General features: G+C 45.2%; 17 protein-coding genes. 6 read left to right on the forward strand and 11 right to left on the reverse strand.

The genetic code is table 11. The annotated features are described in order from the left end of the window. On the forward strand, nt 1-939 hold a 939-nt coding region (locus AB4623_RS20085; protein WP_372137339.1), incomplete at its 5' end, for an acetate/propionate family kinase. A gap of 166 nt (nt 940-1105) precedes the next feature. On the opposite strand, the gene AB4623_RS20090 is transcribed toward AB4623_RS20085, so the two are convergent. Beyond that, on the reverse strand, nt 1106-1273 hold the full coding sequence (locus AB4623_RS20090) for a hypothetical protein (RefSeq protein ID WP_017062447.1): 168 nt from the start codon (nt 1271-1273) through the stop codon (nt 1106-1108). A gap of 217 nt (nt 1274-1490) precedes the next feature. Between AB4623_RS20090 and AB4623_RS20095 the strand changes: the two genes are divergently transcribed. After that, a complete protein-coding gene (locus AB4623_RS20095; protein WP_372147268.1) occupies nt 1491-2540 on the forward strand; it encodes a cysteine synthase A in 1050 nt (349 codons plus the stop codon). A gap of 96 nt (nt 2541-2636) precedes the next feature. Here AB4623_RS20095 and AB4623_RS20100 read toward each other — a convergent pair whose 3' ends face one another. Then, a complete protein-coding gene (locus AB4623_RS20100; RefSeq protein WP_372147270.1) occupies nt 2637-3203 on the reverse strand; it encodes a helix-turn-helix domain-containing protein in 567 nt (188 codons plus the stop codon). 97 nt (nt 3204-3300) lie between these two features. Between AB4623_RS20100 and AB4623_RS20105 the strand changes: the two genes are divergently transcribed. Then, complete coding sequence (locus AB4623_RS20105) at nt 3301-4494, forward strand: benzoate/H(+) symporter BenE family transporter (protein WP_372147272.1); 1194 nt, start codon at nt 3301-3303, stop codon at nt 4492-4494. Between the two features lie 113 nt (nt 4495-4607). On the opposite strand, the gene AB4623_RS20110 is transcribed toward AB4623_RS20105, so the two are convergent. Beyond that, nucleotides 4608-5591, reverse strand: a complete 984-nt coding sequence (locus AB4623_RS20110) for a hypothetical protein (RefSeq protein WP_017067494.1) — start codon at nt 5589-5591, stop codon at nt 4608-4610. Nucleotides 5592-6030: 439 nt separating this feature from the next. Between AB4623_RS20110 and AB4623_RS20115 the strand changes: the two genes are divergently transcribed. Further along, entirely contained in the window at nt 6031-6417 is a 387-nt protein-coding gene (locus AB4623_RS20115) for a hypothetical protein (RefSeq protein ID WP_102333936.1), read from the forward strand. 147 nt (nt 6418-6564) lie between these two features. Here AB4623_RS20115 and AB4623_RS20120 read toward each other — a convergent pair whose 3' ends face one another. Next, nucleotides 6565-7497, reverse strand: coding sequence for a LysR family transcriptional regulator (locus tag AB4623_RS20120; RefSeq protein ID WP_102428016.1), 933 nt, complete (start codon nt 7495-7497; stop codon nt 6565-6567). Between the two features lie 268 nt (nt 7498-7765). Here AB4623_RS20120 and AB4623_RS20125 point away from each other — a divergent pair, with 268 nt between their 5' ends. After that, nucleotides 7766-8533: a glycine betaine ABC transporter substrate-binding protein gene (locus AB4623_RS20125; protein WP_372074320.1), complete on the forward strand. Its 768-nt coding sequence runs from the start codon at nt 7766-7768 to the stop codon at nt 8531-8533. Between the two features lie 156 nt (nt 8534-8689). Next, nucleotides 8690-9715 carry a zinc-binding alcohol dehydrogenase family protein gene (locus tag AB4623_RS20130; RefSeq protein ID WP_372147274.1) on the forward strand — a complete coding sequence of 342 codons (1026 nt, stop codon included), beginning with the start codon at nt 8690-8692 and terminating at the stop codon, nt 9713-9715. A 122-nt stretch (nt 9716-9837) separates the two neighbouring features. Here the strand turns inward: AB4623_RS20130 and AB4623_RS20135 are convergent, their stop codons facing one another. The 7 genes from AB4623_RS20135 to AB4623_RS20165 form a co-directional block, all read right to left on the reverse strand. Next, on the reverse strand, nt 9838-10473 hold the full coding sequence (locus AB4623_RS20135; RefSeq protein WP_372147276.1) for a CIA30 family protein: 636 nt from the start codon (nt 10471-10473) through the stop codon (nt 9838-9840). Between the two features lie 47 nt (nt 10474-10520). Then, a complete protein-coding gene (locus AB4623_RS20140; protein ID WP_017081959.1) occupies nt 10521-10787 on the reverse strand; it encodes a DUF3081 domain-containing protein in 267 nt (88 codons plus the stop codon). Between the two features lie 274 nt (nt 10788-11061). Then, nucleotides 11062-12264: a type III PLP-dependent enzyme gene (locus tag AB4623_RS20145; protein WP_372106324.1), complete on the reverse strand. Its 1203-nt coding sequence runs from the start codon at nt 12262-12264 to the stop codon at nt 11062-11064. Next, nucleotides 12257-14122, reverse strand: coding sequence for an IucA/IucC family siderophore biosynthesis protein (locus AB4623_RS20150; protein ID WP_372147277.1), 1866 nt, complete (start codon nt 14120-14122; stop codon nt 12257-12259). The genes AB4623_RS20145 and AB4623_RS20150 overlap by 8 nt, the downstream gene beginning before the upstream one ends. Beyond that, a complete protein-coding gene (locus AB4623_RS20155; RefSeq protein ID WP_372147278.1) occupies nt 14094-15311 on the reverse strand; it encodes an MFS transporter in 1218 nt (405 codons plus the stop codon). The genes AB4623_RS20150 and AB4623_RS20155 overlap by 29 nt, the downstream gene beginning before the upstream one ends. Before the next feature lie 6 nt (nt 15312-15317). Next, nucleotides 15318-17129 carry an IucA/IucC family protein gene (locus AB4623_RS20160; protein WP_372147279.1) on the reverse strand — a complete coding sequence of 604 codons (1812 nt, stop codon included), beginning with the start codon at nt 17127-17129 and terminating at the stop codon, nt 15318-15320. Beyond that, nucleotides 17126-18337 (reverse strand): acetyl-CoA carboxylase biotin carboxylase subunit family protein, encoded by a 1212-nt coding sequence (locus tag AB4623_RS20165; protein ID WP_108118058.1) that lies wholly within the window; start codon nt 18335-18337, stop codon nt 17126-17128. Before AB4623_RS20165 ends, AB4623_RS20160 begins: the two co-directional genes overlap by 4 nt. Between the last annotated feature and the right edge of the window lie 158 nt (nt 18338-18495).

Below are 18495 nucleotides of genomic sequence, written 5' to 3' on the forward strand. Positions count from 1 at the left end.
GCTATCGGTCACCGTATCGTTCACGGCGGTGAGAAGTTCACTCAAACGGTTCGCATTACTGAAGAAGTAACGAACGAAATTGAAAGCCTATCTGACCTAGCTCCACTTCATAACCCAGCAGGTGCTATCGGTATCCGTGCTGCAATTGAAGCTTTCCCTTCTCTACCTCAGTTCGCTGTATTTGATACTGCTTTCCACCAAACAATGCCTCAACGTGCATTCACTGGTGCAATCGCAAAAGAGCTATACACAGACTTCGGCGTACGTCGCTACGGTTTCCACGGCACTAGCCACTACTTCGTTAGCCGTGAAGCTGCGAAGATGGTTAACAAGCCAATCGAAAAATCGAGCTTCATCTCTGTTCACCTAGGTAACGGCGCATCTGTATGTGCTATTAAAGATGGTAACAGTGTTGATACTTCTATGGGCTTCACACCACTTTCAGGCCTAATGATGGGCACACGTTGTGGTGACCTAGACCCAGGCATCATCGAATACCTACTTAAGAAAGGCTGGTCACAAGAGCAAGTATTTAACTCTCTAAACAAGGAGTCTGGCTTCCTTGGCGTGTCTGGTCTTACGAGCGATGCTCGTGGCATCTTAGAAGCAATGGAAGAGGGCCACGAAGGCGCTAAGCTTGCGTTTGAGGTGTTTACTTACCGCGTAGCGAAATACGTTGCTTCTTACCTAGCAACGCTAGATTCTTTAGACGGTATCATCTTCACTGGTGGTATCGGTGAGAACTCTCTACCAATTCGTCGTGAGATCTTAAACAACCTTAAGATTCTAGGTTTCGTTGAAGATGTAGCAGGTAACGAATCTGCTCGCTTTGGTGCTGAAGGGATCATCGCTAAGTCTGAAATGTTAGACGCAGTAGCAATGGTTATCCCAACCAACGAAGAATTCGTGATTGCTCAACAGTCGGTAGAACTTCTGTAATCTGAACTGAAGTCTAAGCAAGAAAAAGACAATCAAAAGCGAGCCCAAGTGGCTCGCTTTTTGTGTCTAGTAAAGATGCGTCTGAATGTTTTAACAAGGCGATCGTGAAACAGTTTTAGAACAGAGCTTAAATTGCGAATCATCGGGTGCTCTGGAAGCGCTAAGGTTATTTAGTCCCTGAGCGGTAGTTTGGATCTGTCCAGCATCGAGGTAACTCTTCCCCTGACATAAACATCAGTTCGGACTTTTTAAACATCTCAGGGTCTTGCTGTTCTTCGCCTGCTTGAAACCGACCTTCGATACTGTCTTGAAATAAGTTGGTTAATTTGGTCATTTCAGTTACATCAACGAGGTCACCGGTTTTTTCTCTTTTAGAAACATTTTTTTGCCCTCAATCTAATCGGTCACCCCTAATTATAATTGCTATTTGGAAAATGAGAGTCTTTTCAATTCCGGCACTTCTTGACTAAGCAGACCCCAGAGCTACGCTTATGATCATCGACAACCCAATCGATGAACAAACTTATCCTCAACAAATAAATGGAGTCGCGATGTCATCTGCCCATATTGCAAACAATCTCAGTGAACTGATTGGCGATACCGATCTTGTTAGAATCAACAGTCTTTCAGAGGTATCAGGTTGTGAGATTCTTATTAAGTGCGAACACCAGAACCCGGGTGGTTCGATTAAAGATAGAGCGGCACTTCAGTTGGTTATGGATGCAATAGAAGCCGGTAAGCTTAAGCCGGGAATGACAATCGTTGAAGGTACTGCTGGTAATACGGGAATAGGACTTGCTCTGGTCGCTAAATCCCTTGGTTACAAAATGTTGGTGGTGATGCCAAAAGGGCAGGCACAAGAGAAAGAGCGCATGATCTCGCTTTATAATGCTGAACTGTTATTGGTCGACCCTTGTCCTTTTGCAAACCCTGAACATTTTTACCACACGGCTAAGCGGATTGGTGTCGAAAATGAGAGTTATTGGTGGGCAGATCAGTTTGAAAATCTCAGTAATTATCGAGCGCACTATTTAAATACTGGACCTGAGATCTGGCAGCAAACACAGGGGAATATTGATGCTCTAGTTTCAGTGGTGGGGACGGGTGGAACCATTGCCGGAAACTCACACTATCTATCTGAGCAGCAACCCAATCTCGAAACTTGGTTAGTTGACCCAAATGGGTCCGGCATTTATTCGTTTCTACGTAATGGACACTATCAATCAACGGGAAGTTCGTTCACGGAAGGCATAGGGATCATGCGAACGGTTGAAAATTTCAGGCAGGCAAAAATCAATCGTGCCATCACGCTTCCCGATCAGGATTTGGTGACGATATCCCGCCTTGTTGCGGAACATGACGGTATTCTTCTAGGAAGCAGTTCGTCGTTGAACGTAGCAGGTGCGCTATACGCTGCGGCTAGAATGGGGAAAGGGAAAACCATCGTTACATTTAGCTGTGACCTTGCTGAGCGCTCGTATTCGAAGCTGCACAACGAAACGTTTCTGAAAGAAAAAGAGATACAGCTTAATAAAGAAAACCTCTCTCAACTATGGGCTCGTTATCAAGCCGAAGATGGCAGCATGGTCGTCAACGTATAGTCGCTTTAAGTTAGTAACAGCCAGTGGTCTGCCAGCTCTTTCGTTAGCGCTGAACATCCGGTTAGAGCTAAACATCCGTTAGCACCAAATCCGGCACTATTGCTTGTTATTAGGGTAGTGAATCACATTATGAAATACGGCGTTTCCTTCACCGATATTTTTGTAGGCATGGGTCTGGTTGGCATTGAAGCGAACGGCTTGTCCTGCGTGTAACGTATGCCACTCATCATCAAACATCACGGCCATCTCTCCTGAAATGCATAAGATGTGCTCAGTGACGCCTGCGTTATGTGGGGCGGATTCATGCTGGTAATCGGGTGCTAGGGTGAGTTCGAATATTTCAAATCCTAGTGCTTCCTCAAAAGGAAACAACAAACTGACGAAAAAGCCAATGTTGTATTCCTCATGTCTTAGTTCGTTTGCATCTCTGAATAAACTCGTCAGTTCACTGTTTGGGCTAGCCGCGATAAAACTCGAAAGTGACACCTCGAACCCAGAAGCTATCTGCCAAAGCTTAGCGACTGTCGGGCTGGATTCTCCACGTTCAATTTGTCCTAGCATTGCTTTGCTCACGCCAGTTTCTTTCGCTGTTTTGTCTAAGCTCCAGCCTTTTTCTTGGCGAAGGCGTTTCAAGTTAACGCCAACTTTAATTTCTGTTTGCATATTTTCTCTACAAGTTTTTACAAATAAGTTGTGCGTTATAGCGCACGGTGCTAGGTTTGGTCTATGGACGTTATAACGCACGCAGGAAGAGATTAACATGACTAAGCTAAAATTTTCTCACGTCAGTACCGGCTTTATCGCTGTTTTCATTGGTTATGCGAGCGCCGCGGCGATTATTTTCCAAGCGGCAATGAGTGCTGGAGCAACCGAAGAACAAGTGGCGTCATGGTTTTGGGCGTTGGGGGTTGGCATGGGCGTAACCACAATACTGCTCTCGTTTCATTACAAGAAGCCTGTGGTTACAGCGTGGTCGACGCCTGGAGCAGCGTTGTTAATCACATCTCTTGAAGGGCTGACAATGAATCAGGCTGTGGCCGTGTTTTTGTTCAGTTCGATGTTGATCACGTTAGTTGGATTAGCGGGGATATTTGAGAAAGTCCTAAAACAGATCCCAACATCGATTGCCTCAGCGATGCTCGCGGGGATTCTATTGCAATTCGGTTTGGGTTTGTTCACGTCGTTAATGGAAGAGGCGCAAGTCGTAGCGGTCATGCTCGCTGTATTTATTCTGGCGAAAGCGCGGTTAGGAAATTTACTGATCCCAAGCATTTTTATCATCGCACTGGTCATGTGTGTGGGTTTTGGCAAACTCGATGTCAGTCAGGTGACTATGGGATTAACGACCCCAGTGTTCATCACGCCCGATTTTGAGTTCTTTTCGTTGTTCAGTGTCGGTATCCCACTGTTTATAGTGACGATGGCTTCACAGAACTTACCGGGATTTGCGGTTCTAAAAGCGAACGGATACCAAATCGATTCATCGAAGATCATTACCACCACTGGGGTGACGGGTTTGATTTTCGCGCCGTTTGGTGGCTTTGCGTATAACCTTGCTGCGATTACGGGCGCTATTTGCATGGGCCCGAATGCGGATGGCAATCCAAAGACACGTTACATGGCGGGGATCTGTATGGGCGGGTTTTACTTGTTAGCTGGCGTGATGGGGATGTCATTTGTGTCGCTGTTTAGCGCCGTGCCCTCCGAGATTGTCATTGCGGTTGCTGGCTTAGCGGTGATGCCGACCTTGATGAATTGCCTTGCGGTATCAATGGCAGACAGTCATTACCGAGAACCCGCATTGCTTACTTTCTTATTCACTGCTTCTGGTACTAATTTACTGGGAATCGGCAGTGCATTTTGGGGTTTGTGTATCGGGTTGTTTTGTTGCTGGTTACACAATTACAAAGCTAAGTCACGTGGAGCAAGCAAGACTTCGCAAACTTCGTCGTAATGAAACGACTCAAGATTATGATCAGGTTCGCTGTGAATTAGAAACACCAGCAAGTTGTTTGAGTAGTAAGCCCAGTCATACTTGTGACTGGGCTTGCTTACAAAGGAATAAAGCTACTTAACTTCGTATCTCAGTAGCACTTCATTATCGAGAACGACATTTGTCGACCAGATAAAGCTTGCGCCAGCACCACTGAATTTTTCGATAAAGTTCATGTACGCTTTTTTATTGTTCACGCCAATATCGTCTTCTGAATATACTGATGCTTGAGGCCAAGATGTTGAATCGAACTCTTGGTTCATCCAGTTGGTTGGTGTTTCCCAATGAGCGGCGTAGGCATCTTGACCGTGGTCAGTTCCTTCCGTGGTGCAGCTTTCAGAAAGACGCTTCCCGTCCACTTCACTCAAACAAGTCAGGTCATAAATCGGTGAGGTATAAAAGGTTTGTGCTTGCCATTCTGGTCCTGTCACGGTTCCGTCACTAAAGCTCGCGATAAAGCCACCATCGCCAGCGTGGTATGCCTTTCCGCGGTTATCTTCGCTGCCAAGACCTAGGTTTTCTTCCCAATCAATCACTTTCACCGCAATCGTGTAAGGCTTCTTCACCTTAAATTTGACGATGTTTGAGTTAAACGGTGTGAAAGGAACGGTGTCTACCGCGATTAACTGGCCGTTGATATAAAGTTCGAAATAGTTATCGGCAAAAATATAACCTGTTATTTCTTCACCGTCTTGATCCACTATCGCTACAGGTACAGAGCTTTGATCGACTTCGGCTAGGCTGCTTGGTGTGGTGTTTGAGCACTCTTCATAAAGATCAAAGGCTTTTGGCCCTGTCGCAAAGTTGTTCTTGGCTGGAACCGTCCAAACCTTTCCTTCTGAGTCCATAATTTCCCCGACGCCCGCCACTCGGCTACGTCCGTTTGCACACTCAAAGAGATTCGATTCAACAGTGGTCGCCACACCTTGAGTAATACTCGCTGAGCCTTGGTAATCACTGATGTTGCTGACCGAAGGCGTATCTGATGATGGTGAGCAGCCTGTAGCGAGCAAAGCAACCGATGAAAGGGCAAGGGCTTGATATTTTTTGATGATCATTGATTGGGTATCCTAAATGGGTGATTTAAATAAGCGTGGTTCAAAATAAGCCAAGTGCAAGTAAGTTAATTGAAAACAAAGCTATTTCAAACAAATCCGAGCTAAGTAGCTAAGTAGCTAAGTAGCTAAGTAGTTAAGTAGTTAAGTAAGCCGTGAACTCATAGCTGATAGCTGGAACGACGAAACTAAGCAAGAGCCAAAGCAATTGTGAGGTACCACGCTTATTATTTGATGAGGCATATATTACCCGTACAAATGTAAACAAGCGTAAAGCTGAGTAAGCATGCGCAAAACAGCGCTTTTATAGGATGATCACATCAGCTTGCGCGGAGCTTGAAAAAATACTTAGAACGAAGCGGTTTCAGGTTGTGATTGAGATAGTATTTTGCTACAAAACGCGCATAATCTCGCTATACAACATTTAAAGAAGAATTTACCTATGACTACCTTTCAATACTACTTTCACCAACTGCCTTGCTTCGACTGTAAAAAAACGACAGTAAGTACTGATCTTGGTTGGTTAACGCCTGCGATGAAAGACGATGCTATCGCACAAGTGACAGCAACACTTGCACAAGGCGAGGTCACTCCTGATCTTTCAGCGGACGTGGTTTGTACGAAAGATGAAGCGCGTGAGTATTTACTACTGAACTTCTTCGGTTATTCAGAAGAAGAGCTAGCAAGCGGAATCGAAGCGGATGATGAAAAAGAAGTGGTAGACGAAATCGCAGAGCTAGTAGAAGAAGGTAAAGACACCATCACCTTCGAACATGAGATTGCTCTTCAGTGCTGTGCAGACTGCGATGTTGAAGACGAGTCAAACTAAGCTCTTGTATTAAGAGTATTAAACTAAGTACTCTTATTAAGGTTCATCATGAAGCTATGATGTTCTAATGATGAAAGGCGTTAGCGAATTGAGTTCGCTAACGCCTTTTTTGTCTCTCTGTTTCTTATCTTTAAGCGGCATTCAATCTTAAGATGTTGTGCTTTCTATGATGCCTTGTTTGCTCAGTTGCGAAAGGATCTCAGCGGTCTTCTCTCTGAATAAATCTCTCAGTAGACGCACAGTCGGGGTGATGGATTGACGACTTGGACACACTAACCACAGCTCGGTAGGGGTCGGCTTAAACTCAGGCATAACTTTAACCACTTCGCCTGAAAGCAGATGAGGTGACATGTCTAAACAAGATTTTATTGCCACTCCTTTACCCGCGATACACCAACGTCTTACAAGGTCTGCGTCGTTCGAAGCGCGATTTCCTTTTAGTTTCACTTTATGATCTTGAGTACCATCGTTAAACACCCACTCGTCTTGCAACATGTCATGGAGTTGGTAAAGCAAACCATTGTGCTGCGCTAAGTCACTCGGGTGTTTTGGTGTTCCCATTTCAGCCAAGTAGTCAGGAGCCGCACACAATATCCTCGGCACATCGCATATCTTAAAACCATACATATTGGCATCGGTCGGGGAGCCGTAACGCAGCGCCATATCGACGGAATCTCGGTAGAAGTCGATATTGCTATCGCTGATGCTAGTGCGAAGCGTCGCCTTTGGGTATTCAAGCAAGAACTCATCTAACCAAGGTGTGATTAGGTTGCGTCCTAGATCTGATGAAAGCGCTATGCGAATTTCACCGTCAAGAATACCAAGCTCTTCGCGCATGTTGAGCTTCGCTTGCTCCAACATCTTTAAGGCTTGTTCGCATTCCGGTAAATAACGCTCGCCAGCTGAAGAGAGCCTTAGGTGGCGCGTGGTTCTTACAAATAACTCCGCACCTAGTGCCGCTTCAACACGTTTTACCGCTGCACTTGCTGTGGCAGTGCGCATATCAAGGTTGGTGGCTGCAGCGGTGATACTGCGAAACTCCGCCACTTTCAAAATGACCTGTAAATCTTCAAGAAGCATGTTATCTACCTGTATTGAATTATGTTCTAAACATGGCGTTGGGATATTTCCCCATCACAATCTGCAAATGGGTTATCTCTACTTATCGCTTCTAAGTTAGCTTCAAACACTTAATTGTCAAAACTAATTTGATAATAATTCAAATATGAGGCTGTTTTTCATTAGTAATTTTCTCACTATCATTTCCCCATATCGACAACGTAGCGCAGTACACATCGTATGGACGAAACCTACGATCTAGGGGGATAAGATGACTAAGAAAATCACAATGGGTGTAACGGATTTGTCGTTCCACCGTACGACCGCATCATTGGTTGCCAATGTATTGAAATCCATGGGTTTTGAGGTAGAGCGTATTTTCTCTCCACATCAGGAGAACTTTGAAAAGCTGAAAGCAGGCCAAGTGGATATGCTTTCTTCTGCGTGGTTGCCATCAAGTCACGGTATCTACAAAGCGGGCGTTGAAGAAGTTGAGCCACTTATCGAGCTTGGGCTTCATTATGAACCTTATGCTTTGTGGGGCGTACCAGACTATGTGCCTGAAGAGGCGGTTTCTGAAGTCTCTGATTTATTAAAAGCTGAAGTGATCGAGAAAATGAACTCGACCATTCAAGGCATCAACCCCGGCGCTGGTATCACACGCTTCTCTATCCAGATGATGAAAGATTATGGCCTGAGCGATGCCGGCTACGAGTTCTTTCCTGGCAGTGAAGACGATTGTTTCAGTGCCTTTGAAAGTGCAGTCGCAAACAAAGAGTGGGTGGTAGTGCCACTGTGGAAACCTCAGTTTTTGCACTATCGTTACGATATTCGTGAGCTCAAAGAGCCAAAAGGCCTACTCGGAATAGTGGACAGAGCAGTGCTTCTTTTAAGAGACGACAAGAAGCATCTGTTCAGCGAACAACAGATTCAGAAGTTGGATTCCCTATGCTTCTCGAATGACATCATCGCAGAGCTGGATTACAAAGTTTGCCGTGAAGGTAAACCACAAGATCAAGTCACACATGATTGGTTGATTGAGAAAGGCCTGATTTAGCCTTTAAGCCGTTGGCAATGCAGTGAGACGTCTGCGTTACTCAGATAACGGCAATACCACTATCAAAAATTATTTGAGAATTATTCAAATATTAGGCGGTTTATCTAGAGTGAGAATTGACTAAGATTAACTCGTCTAATTCAAGGAGAAAGCACCATGTCAGTACCATCAAAAATGAAAGCTATCGGATTTACTCAATCACTTGCGATTACAGAGCAAGACAGTTTATTTGAGTTTGAAACGAGTCTGCCAGAACTAAAAAATAATGACTTGCTGGTAAAAGTGAGCGCGACTTCTATTAACCCTGCTGACGCAAAAATTCGTATTCGTAGTGCCAAAGACAAAACACTCGAACAACCAAAAGTGCTGGGTTATGACGCAGTCGGTGAAGTTGTTGGCAAAGGTGCTGACGTTGAAGGCTTCGAAGTCGGTGACCGTGTGTACTATGCGGGTGACGTAACACGTATGGGTGCTAACGCAGAATTCCAAGCTGTGGACTACCGTATTACCGCTAAAGCGCCTAAGAGCCTTTCTGATGAAGCTGCAGCCGTTATGCCACTAGCGACGCTTACAGCATGGGAAGCGTTGTTTGACCGCTTGCGTGTTCGTCCTGAAGAGAAAAAGTCTATCCTGATCATTGGTGGAGCAGGCGGTGTAGGTTCAATTACGATTCAACTGGCTAAGCAACTGACCAACTTAAATGTTATCGCAACAGCTTCAAGACCTGCAACGGAGCAGTGGGTAAGGGATATGGGGGCGGATCATGTGGTGAACCACCGTAACCTTGTCGAGTCTGTGCGAGAGCAAGGCATTCAACATGTCGACTACATTTTCAATGTTGCGGATACAAAAGGGCACTGGGATGCGATGGTTGAATTGATCGCACCGCAAGGCATAATCAGTTCGATTGTTGAATTTGACGGTGGCATTGACTTATCAGCGCTGCAAGGCAAATCAGCAGGCTTTGTTTGGGAGCTGATGTTCACGCGTTCATTGTTTAACACTGAAGATATCCAGAAGCAGCAAGACATCCTATTCCAAGCCGCGAATCTGATTGATGCGGGCCGTATTAAAACGACGCTAACCTCGACCCTAAATGGCCTTAGTGTGGATACAATCAAAGATGCACATCAACGTATTGAAAGCAGTCCCTCGATTGGTAAAACAGCCATCAAATACTAATTGCTGATGCTTTAATCCGCCGTTGTTTTGAATCGTTGACGGTTTAAATAGAAGAAGCCCCTGATATCTGATTGCTAGTCAAAAGGTTTCAGGGGCTTTTGTTTGTTTTCAGTTTAGTCAGTTTAGTCAGCTTCTGGTGATGTGATAGGTTTCGATGTTCTGAAGTGAAGCTGTATTAGGTCTAGCTCAAAAGGCGAGGGCTCTTTGTCCGCAATCAAAAAACCGATTTGTTTGATGTCTCGTGCCTTAAGTTCCGGCGCATCGCTCAGTAGCCGACCTCTGAACACAGCTTGAAAATCATTGAAGTGGAACACCTTGTTAAGCCGCACTCCCTTTATCGTATCGAAATCGTGTTTGTATTGAATTCGATTGCCGTCCTTCGATGTTGTGAACCTCAGTTGGTAAGTGCGACCATCACCAACGAATACTAGCTCTGCACTGTCTATTTCATGGGCAGGTGATTCAATGGAGCGCTTTACAGAACTGAAACCACCATTATTTTCTAACGATAGCTCGCCCCTAAATCGACTCATATCATCAAGATAAATGAGCTCGCCTGTAGAGATGCCACCCATTACATCGTCGTTGGTCACTGTCCAGTTTTGATGCTCACTCGCTTGTGTAAAGTCGATCATGTTTGTCCCTATTGCGCTAGCCTTAAGACTTAACGAATGTAGGCTGAGTAGAAGGAGTAAAGATGTGGTTAACCTAAGGGGTAACCGTGTTTTACAATGGGTTCCGTTCATGAATTTCTCCACTCTTTCCCCGCAGGCTCTGCGTTGTTTACTCGACAGCGATGGTTCACTTATGAAGAAGGTTCAGTTTCAAGCATAGCTAAACAACGCTTGATGAAGTCTTCATAGTTCGATGCTTTGTCGTATTCGATCTTCAATGAGCCGTGGAACATTAGGGTCACCGTAACGTCTCGGTAGCTCAACCAACAGGTGTAACCATCGTAATCGTGCCACGCTACCATCTCGCCCAATTGATACTTGCTGTCCAATTGCTTGCCCGAGGAGCGAATGCAATCGAACACTCTGAGAAACTCTAAGATAGTGATTCTGTTGTCCATGTATCACTCCCGCTGCGCAGTCGATGAAAAATGCTAAGTGCTTGTATTCGAATTAACTACGGTTTGGTTCTGCATTACGATCACTGTGGGGGGGCGGTTGCTCAATCACTGCAGCTGTTTTGCAAAAGGGCTAAGATAAACAGAAGAAAGGCGTTAGTAGACTTGAGTTTACTAACGCCTTTTTATTTGGTGACTTTTTATTGAGTGCCTTTAGCTGGCTCTATGGAGTTTCAACTCAAACTATCAGTTAGAAATCATAGAGCACAGCGGATGCCTAGAAGTAATGAAACACCGGAGGTTCATGCATTAAGAAGTTTTGATGCGAGATGTTCCAAGCATAAGCGCCTGCTAGCGTGAACACCACATAGTCACCGATGTCGATGTGATCGATATTTTGATTCCGTGCCAGAACATCTTTTGGCGTACAAAGCTGTCCAACCAACGTGGCTGTGGCATGGTTTATCGGATGTGAAATAGTGGGTTGCTGATTACTTTTCACGATTGCAAAAGGGTGGTCATGGCTTTGCGCTGCCGGAGTACGGAAATGATGTGTGCCTCCGCGAGCAATCACAAAGTTTTCACCGAGATTTTGTTTAATGTCTAACACCTCCATCACGTAGTAGCCACAAGGTGCTGAGATGTAGCGCCCGCACTCAAAACGCAGTGTCCAATCTTGTAGTTGTTCTTTGGCAATCAGAAATTCCAATTTGTCACAAAACTCTACCCACGGAAAATGTTGTTTCTGATCTTGATAATTGATTCCCATACCGCCACCCAAGTTGATCGTAAGATCTTCAAGTGAGTATTCTTCTTTCCATTCCTTCACTACTTGGAAATAGCGTTCCATCAAAGCTAAGTGTCGACCGACTTCAAGCTGGTGTGACATCAAATGGAAGTGAAAGCCATTCAACTTGATTAAGGGGAAATCGCGTAGGTACATCAAGGCATTACTTAACTCACTCTCATCGAGGCCAAACGGGGTGGGCTTTCCTCCCATGGCTAATTTGCTAAGTGTGATGTCACCAATGTCTATGTTCATACGCAGGAAGATCGGAGCAGGTCGATTCAACTTTTGTGTTAAAGAACCAATGCGTTGTAACTCAGTGAGGCTCTCTACATGAATCGCATCAACATCGAGTATAATCGCTTGATCTAACTCACTGGGCACTTTCCCTGGGCCACCAAAGATCAGTGGTTTATTGAGTTGTTGCTGGTGGAGGTGTGCAAGCTCTCCGCCTGATGCTGCTTCGAAACCATCAACATAAGGGGCTAAAGTGCGTAATATCGGCTCTGAAGGATTCGCTTTCGCGGCGTAAAATAGCTCTACGTTTTTTGGCAATACATGGCGCATCTGCTTAATGTGCTGCTCCAATGCATCGAGATCATAAAGATAAGCACATAATGGTTGCGTTTGTTGCTTGGCCAATTGCTGGATTTCTTGATGGATAGAGGCTGAAAGTTGAGGAGAATTAAGCATGGTGAACTCCTTTTGAATGAGTTGGCCACGGTGCTGCAACTTGGGTGTAACCGGACTCTTTATCGGCATTTTGCATCAAACGTGTTGTGAAGTTATTTTTGCTTGGAAAATGACCATCGTTAAGCAATGCCATTAGTTCGGGTTGCTGGCCATTGATAGACGTCCAGCGGACGATAGCGTCTTTTAAAGTTCCCCATAACGTATTCTCAAGTGCCGAGTTACCCTCAGCGATAAAGAAAATGGCCTCGCTGATATTGTTAATGAAGGTGCAATAGCCAATACGGTTCCAACCTTGCTCACGGCTGTAGAACACCGATTGACGAGCACGCTCTGAAAGTTGCTGAAGTGTTTCTGATGGCCAAAATTCGCGTAGTAGCTTGGTACCTTCTAAGTCTCGAATCCATACACAGCAAGGCATGCCTTTTTCAAATCCAATCAACGTATTTTGTAAGTGCGGTTCAAACGCAACCCCATGTTTGAAGTAGTAGTTAAAGACGCCCGGAATCAAACAATGCAGATAGCGCTCAAACCACAGCGTGGCGACATTGTCATATTGGCTTTGTGTTGTTTGCGCTTTTTGTTTGAGTTGAGTGGCGATGCAGCTGTTCCCGTCTGTATCGTAAGCAAAGAGGGCACCCGCTAACGTTGGTTGCAAAATATCGGTTTCGCTTAAGGTGAAATTCTCTCGATACAAAATACCAAACGACTCGCGAGCTTTAATAACATCAGTTTGTTCCTGCTCGGCAACCGACTCTAGATCCAATGTGGTCGCGTAAGGTTCAGTCATTACCTTGAATACAGGATTACGTAACTGTTCACTCTCTTTGATGGGATGCAGAATCGAGGTTAATTGAACGGCACTATCGAGCTCATACCATGCGTTTTTACGTACGCAGTTAGTTAAACGTACATTGATAGAGAACTTAGCAAACCAATCCATATCTGGGTGGTACAGAGTGCGCACGGATGAAGTGGGTAAGAGTTTTTCACCACCTAATCCAAGCGGGATGATTTTGCCTTGTTCAATGGCCGTTTTGACCACTGGGTTTTGCAAAAGTGTGTAACTTTCCCAAGGGTGACAAGGGTAAAGCATGGTACCTGCTGAATTGTTTTCATCAGGTGCAAGTTGTTCAAGCATGGTCGTTGGTGAGGTTCGGTCATCTGAACTCAAGACGTCGAGCAACGCGGTGTCGACCTTAAACCAATACAGGGGAACCTTAGCGCCAACCTCAGGGGAACACGCTAGCAGATCATCGATACTGACCCCTGAGCGACTCTTTGGCGTTGGATGAAAAGTATGTCCCCAAAGTAACGATTGCTCTGATGCGATAAACGCGTTGTGATGCTGAGGTGAGCTGTCTGAGTTTAGGAACTGTTCGGTGATCAACAAACTGTTTTCCATTTGCTCGATCAACTCGTGATTGAATGGAATCGTCAGCACTTCTTTTAGGTAACTGAGTAGAAGCGTCAGGGTTTGCGTTGCGTCCAATTTGCACCAAGCTGCGCCGGGCATTTTAGCCCAAGGTGTATCACTGAGCTTCACTTTCCCCAGTTTACTGATGTACTCAACGGGTAAAACCATCAGACCATTTTTCTGAGGTTGATCTTGGTGAGGTAGGTGAATGGCCACGCGCTGGTTAGCGTTGTAGTTTCTTTTCAAAGTTTGAGGCAGAGAGGCAGAACTGTAGCGCCAATTAACCTGTTCATTGGGTATCGCGTATTCACGTAAGTAACAGTTCACCACGCCCATGATGGTATTGAGTTGGGCTTTTTCTCGGTTTAGCAGTACTTTTTTACGATTTTGAAGAGCTTGGTCTTCAGCGTAATACTCACTTGGAGATAATTGATTCTGTAACATGTTGATGTCCAAATTTTGAATGGATGATCAGCGCGATAGCAGCAATGCCACTGACCAACATAGAAAGTATGAAAGGAACCTCAAGCCAGCCCAAGCTTGATATAAAAGACGCGCTCAACCCAGCCGTAACGCCACCCCATTTAGACATAGCGTCAAAGCGCGAAAATACTTTGCCGCTTTGTCGTCGATCAATTTGGTTTGCTAACGCTTGATGCAAGCCGTGATAACAGCAAACCATGCCAAGTCCGAAAACAATACGAGCAATAATCAACACTTCTTGATAAGGAGTGAGATGCATTGCTGCACTGAGTGAAAGCAAACCAAAGCCTAGCCATAAAGTACGCTGCGCTTGATTGCGTTCAAACTGGTGGCGATCAACCCATTCTGAGAACAGATGGACTTTTCCTGCAAAGAGCAGATAAACACCATGTGGGAGGGCATATAAAAACCCAATCCACGCTTGGCTTGTCACGCCATATTGCTGCACATAAGGCGAGAAATAGGGGAACGTGACGACCATGGCGAAAGCAAAGCTGAACTGCGCGCCAAACACCCAATAAAGCGTATTTAACGAGTTGGTTTGGCTGCTTTGAGCTTTATTCGATACCTGATCTTTTACAATTCCCTTAGATTTCGCTAAGTCATCGATGGGTAATGTTAAGGTGATCAATAGCGCGAATAGCGGCAAAGCGGACAACCACAGATACGCGTTCAGCGGGTTTGTTTCTGATAAGCTCCAGCCAAGCCCTATCGGAGCAATAATTAGCGCCAGACGGGCAGAAAGCTGAGTTTTATTGAGTGACTTACCGAGTGATTTCGCATCGTTGATTTGGCTGGATAAGTAGCTGTTTGAGGCGGCCATGGTGCCACCAAAGGTTCCTTGAATGATAAGACCAAACACAAACATTGAGAGATTATCGGCTAAGCCACACAGCGCGAAGCCTGCTGCAAGCCCGAGTTGAGCACGTAATAGAGAGCGACGTCTGCCATATTTATCAGCAAACTGCCCCCAAAAGCGTGCCGCAACGGCAGTGCAAAAGGTCGGCAAAATAAACAGTACCCCCGCCCAGTCCGAAGTAATGTTTGCATCCAGTGTTGGCAATACCATTGGCAAAAACAGCGGCATTCCTAAGGCTGCAAACGCGGCGATAAAGTGGCTTAAAAGTACACAATAGATGAGTTTGGTCATGATGCGTTAACTCACACTCTGCTTGATGTTTTCAAGGTAAGCGTGTTGTGCTTCTTCGCTGGTTAGCAATAAAAAGTTCGGTGCTGACAAGCCATAAAATTTATTGATATCGCTTGCACCGGATAACTCTTTAGACAACAAGCTACCTGAGCTCAATAGATATTTAGCGTATAGGTTGGGTGACTCAAACAACATCTCGTTTGCGAGCTTGGTGTTGTGTCCTTGTTTGTCCAACTGGCTAAGCTGTTGGGAAAGGCTATTGGCAACCACTTCATACAGATAAGCTGACGTGGCGATTCCTTTCGTCGCCATTGCTTCGACAATCGCGGCAATGTCTAACTGCAAAGTAATCGTGGTAAACATCTGACCAAGAGCAAGTTCGTTGTCTACAGTGATGCGTTGATCTAAAAGCTGCTCACATTTTACAGGCGATTGTTGTTCAAACGTTTGGAAACGTTCTGGCCAGATACGCGCTGCATCGTTGTCTTTCATGGCTAAGGTCATCTTGCCTTGCTCATCGAATGCAATGATGGCGTTTTGTTGGTTAGACTCCAACGCGATACCGTAACGAATCCACAATGTAAGATGCACTTTGCAAAGCAGATCAACGTAATCTTTAAACCAAGTCAGTGTATCTTGCTGATAATACTGTTCGGCGAGGTGTTCCAAGAACAAGCGTTCATCAGGCATTGGACTGGCAAGAGCAGCCACAGGCACCAGTGCTTTGTCTTGGAAGTAATTCGGCGGATATTCACGCACAATGTAAGCAAAGGTTTTATCGTCTCCAACATGGCCGCCATGTTTCTCATTACAATGGAAAAGCGTGCCACGTAAGTCTTGATCTGTTTGCTCTAAGTGCGTCAATAAACGTTCAAACCAATGCCCATCATAGAGCGTCGATGGTTTGATTAGGCGAATGTTTTTAGTACCTAAAGATCGCATGATCAGCGGTACTTTGATGTGGGTCTGTGGTGCTTGATTCACGACCACAGTGCGCACTGACAGGGTAGGAGTCACCTCAAGACACGCAACCGGCGCTTCAATGACACCATCAGGAAGTCCATCAAGACTTCTTAGTGTTAATGGGTGTGCGGGGAATAACTCATGGCTAAGAGCAAAATCGGCGGGCAGACCCACTTGTTCCATCGTTGGCCAACATTCTGGTTGTGGACTGGTCAATGTAACGAGTGACTTCTCGATTGCGAGCCAACGAAGTTCAAAGCTTTGTGCAAATTCTGGCGCGAATTGTTCTAGGTCGTGATCGCTTAAACCGAACTTAGCACGTGCTGTCGGGTAGTAAGGGTGGTCAAGATAGGATGCGATTTGATCGGCACGTAATAGCTTTTGCTCCCAACGTTCTAGTTGAGAAATCGGTTGCATTAGTGATTCGGATTGCTGACTGAAGGCACTATCACACAATCCTTTGTGTTTTTCTGCGCATTCGAGTTCTTGCAAATAACCATCTAATAACGAATGCGAGCTTTCGTGAGCACTTGCTTTCAGTAGTTCGATCCAATCTTGATAGTGCTGCTGGGTTTCAACGACACCATTTCTCTCGATGAACCAACCATCACCTTTCGAACCATCTGGTTGCCCGTATACCCAACGCTGCATGTAATAGCTCGGAGTAACGGGCAAGTAGAGTGTAAAGTCTGAACCTGCAAAAACAGCCCAAATTTGATTACGAGGATAAGAAGATAACTTGAGTGTACTCGGGAGCTGAGATTCAAATCGGCTTTGAGAAACTAATCCGAACAAATCTTCACGCAAGCAAGTATCGACTAAACGTTGAGTGAGGTATAACGCGTTTTCATTCATGCTGTTACCTCGTTTGTTGCTGTTAGATTGAATCGAGAGATTGCCTGTTGCAGCGCGGGTTCTAGAGTTTGACTAGAAGGGGAAACGACCGAAATTCTCGCTAAGTAATCCTTGTTGGAGAAACTTTGTTGGAACGTCTCACCAACCTTTTTAAGCACTTGCTGCTGAGTGACAATATCGCCCTCTTGGTGAATGAAAGAAGTTGATGACCCTTCAATCAAACCGCTTTGTTGCGCCACTACATAGTGCACATGGGCACTGCCATCAATACGAAATGTAGGGTCAAGCTTGTGACCCAAGTGAAGATTTAAGATGGTATTGAACCAATTCCCGCCACAGAGGTTATCAAGTAAAAACTCTCGTCCATCACCAATACTTCGATAGTTGATCTCGACCAGTACCGGCCCCGAATCTGTGATGATGAACTCGCTATGGCAGACACCAAACCCCACCCCGAATTCTTGAAGCTGACGTATACATTCATCACGGTAGTGCACGCTGTTAATACCATTCCAACTCGCCGCTGTTTCGATGAAGTAAGGTGGCGCAGAGAGTTCTACATCGAACCCACCAAGTGCGACTAAATTTTCCCCGTCGCCAATGGTTTCGACAGTGATAAGCGGACCTTGTAAAAACGCCTCAACCAAAATGGGAGTCGTAGGGTGCTTTTGCCAAAACGTATCGCAATAGTTATCCAGCTCAGCTACAGACTCGCAGCGCTGCACGTCTAAACTAGCCACGCCCTCCTTGGGCTTCGCAACGACAGGAAAATCGAAATCGAATACAGGAGCGCTCTCTCGACTTAACAAAACACTTTGAGTATTAGGTAACGATTTTTCGTTGAGAACCTGACGAGTTAAGTATTTGTTTTTCGCCTTAAGAGTCACATTCCAATCTTTAGCAGGCACACCAAAGAACTGTGCACAGATTGCGGTGGAAGTTTGTAGGTGGTCGCTGTTACTGAAAACAGCATGAGGTTCTAGCTCTTGCTCTGTGATGATTTCGATGAGTTCAAGAGGGTTGAAGACATCGCATTCCAAAATTTCATCGGGATTAAAGCGGTCATCTTCATTTGCCAGTTTTAAGTGGTTGAGTTTGTGGTCTGTGATCAAAATGACGTGGAGACCCATCGCTTTTGCTGTCGGCACGAAGCCGTGAGTGATCGCATCATTCACGACGTGACTCACGATGATTATCGTAGATTTCATGGGGCTTTCCTAATTTCCAAAACGTTGTTGTCGCCTGCTCACAACTCGCTTTCAAGTGCTCTCTTTCGGGGTTAAAAGAAAGAGAATTTTTCTATCTTATTGTTTTTATTTATTCTTATATCATTAGTGGTGTTGCATATTGCAAAGCAAATATAGAT

This window comes from Vibrio sp. 10N.222.52.C12 (assembly GCF_041474215.1).
GTDB lineage: Bacteria > Pseudomonadota > Gammaproteobacteria > Enterobacterales > Vibrionaceae > Vibrio > Vibrio crassostreae_C.

Coding starts and splice junctions, on each gene's coding strand:
- AB4623_RS20090 (WP_017062447.1), bottom strand. CDS start 1,273: ATGACCAAATTAACCAACTTATTTCAAGACAGTATCGAAGGTCGGTTT.
- AB4623_RS20095 (WP_372147268.1), top strand. CDS start 1,491: ATGTCATCTGCCCATATTGCAAACAATCTCAGTGAACTGATTGGCGAT.
- AB4623_RS20100 (WP_372147270.1), bottom strand. CDS start 3,203: ATGCAAACAGAAATTAAAGTTGGCGTTAACTTGAAACGCCTTCGCCAA.
- AB4623_RS20105 (WP_372147272.1), top strand. CDS start 3,301: ATGACTAAGCTAAAATTTTCTCACGTCAGTACCGGCTTTATCGCTGTT.
- AB4623_RS20110 (WP_017067494.1), bottom strand. CDS start 5,591: ATGATCATCAAAAAATATCAAGCCCTTGCCCTTTCATCGGTTGCTTTG.
- AB4623_RS20115 (WP_102333936.1), top strand. CDS start 6,031: ATGACTACCTTTCAATACTACTTTCACCAACTGCCTTGCTTCGACTGT.
- AB4623_RS20120 (WP_102428016.1), bottom strand. CDS start 7,497: ATGCTTCTTGAAGATTTACAGGTCATTTTGAAAGTGGCGGAGTTTCGC.
- AB4623_RS20125 (WP_372074320.1), top strand. CDS start 7,766: ATGGGTGTAACGGATTTGTCGTTCCACCGTACGACCGCATCATTGGTT.
- AB4623_RS20130 (WP_372147274.1), top strand. CDS start 8,690: ATGTCAGTACCATCAAAAATGAAAGCTATCGGATTTACTCAATCACTT.
- AB4623_RS20140 (WP_017081959.1), bottom strand. CDS start 10,787: ATGGACAACAGAATCACTATCTTAGAGTTTCTCAGAGTGTTCGATTGC.
- AB4623_RS20145 (WP_372106324.1), bottom strand. CDS start 12,264: ATGCTTAATTCTCCTCAACTTTCAGCCTCTATCCATCAAGAAATCCAG.
- AB4623_RS20150 (WP_372147277.1), bottom strand. CDS start 14,122: ATGTTACAGAATCAATTATCTCCAAGTGAGTATTACGCTGAAGACCAA.
- AB4623_RS20155 (WP_372147278.1), bottom strand. CDS start 15,311: ATGACCAAACTCATCTATTGTGTACTTTTAAGCCACTTTATCGCCGCG.
- AB4623_RS20160 (WP_372147279.1), bottom strand. CDS start 17,129: ATGAATGAAAACGCGTTATACCTCACTCAACGTTTAGTCGATACTTGC.
- AB4623_RS20165 (WP_108118058.1), bottom strand. CDS start 18,337: ATGAAATCTACGATAATCATCGTGAGTCACGTCGTGAATGATGCGATC.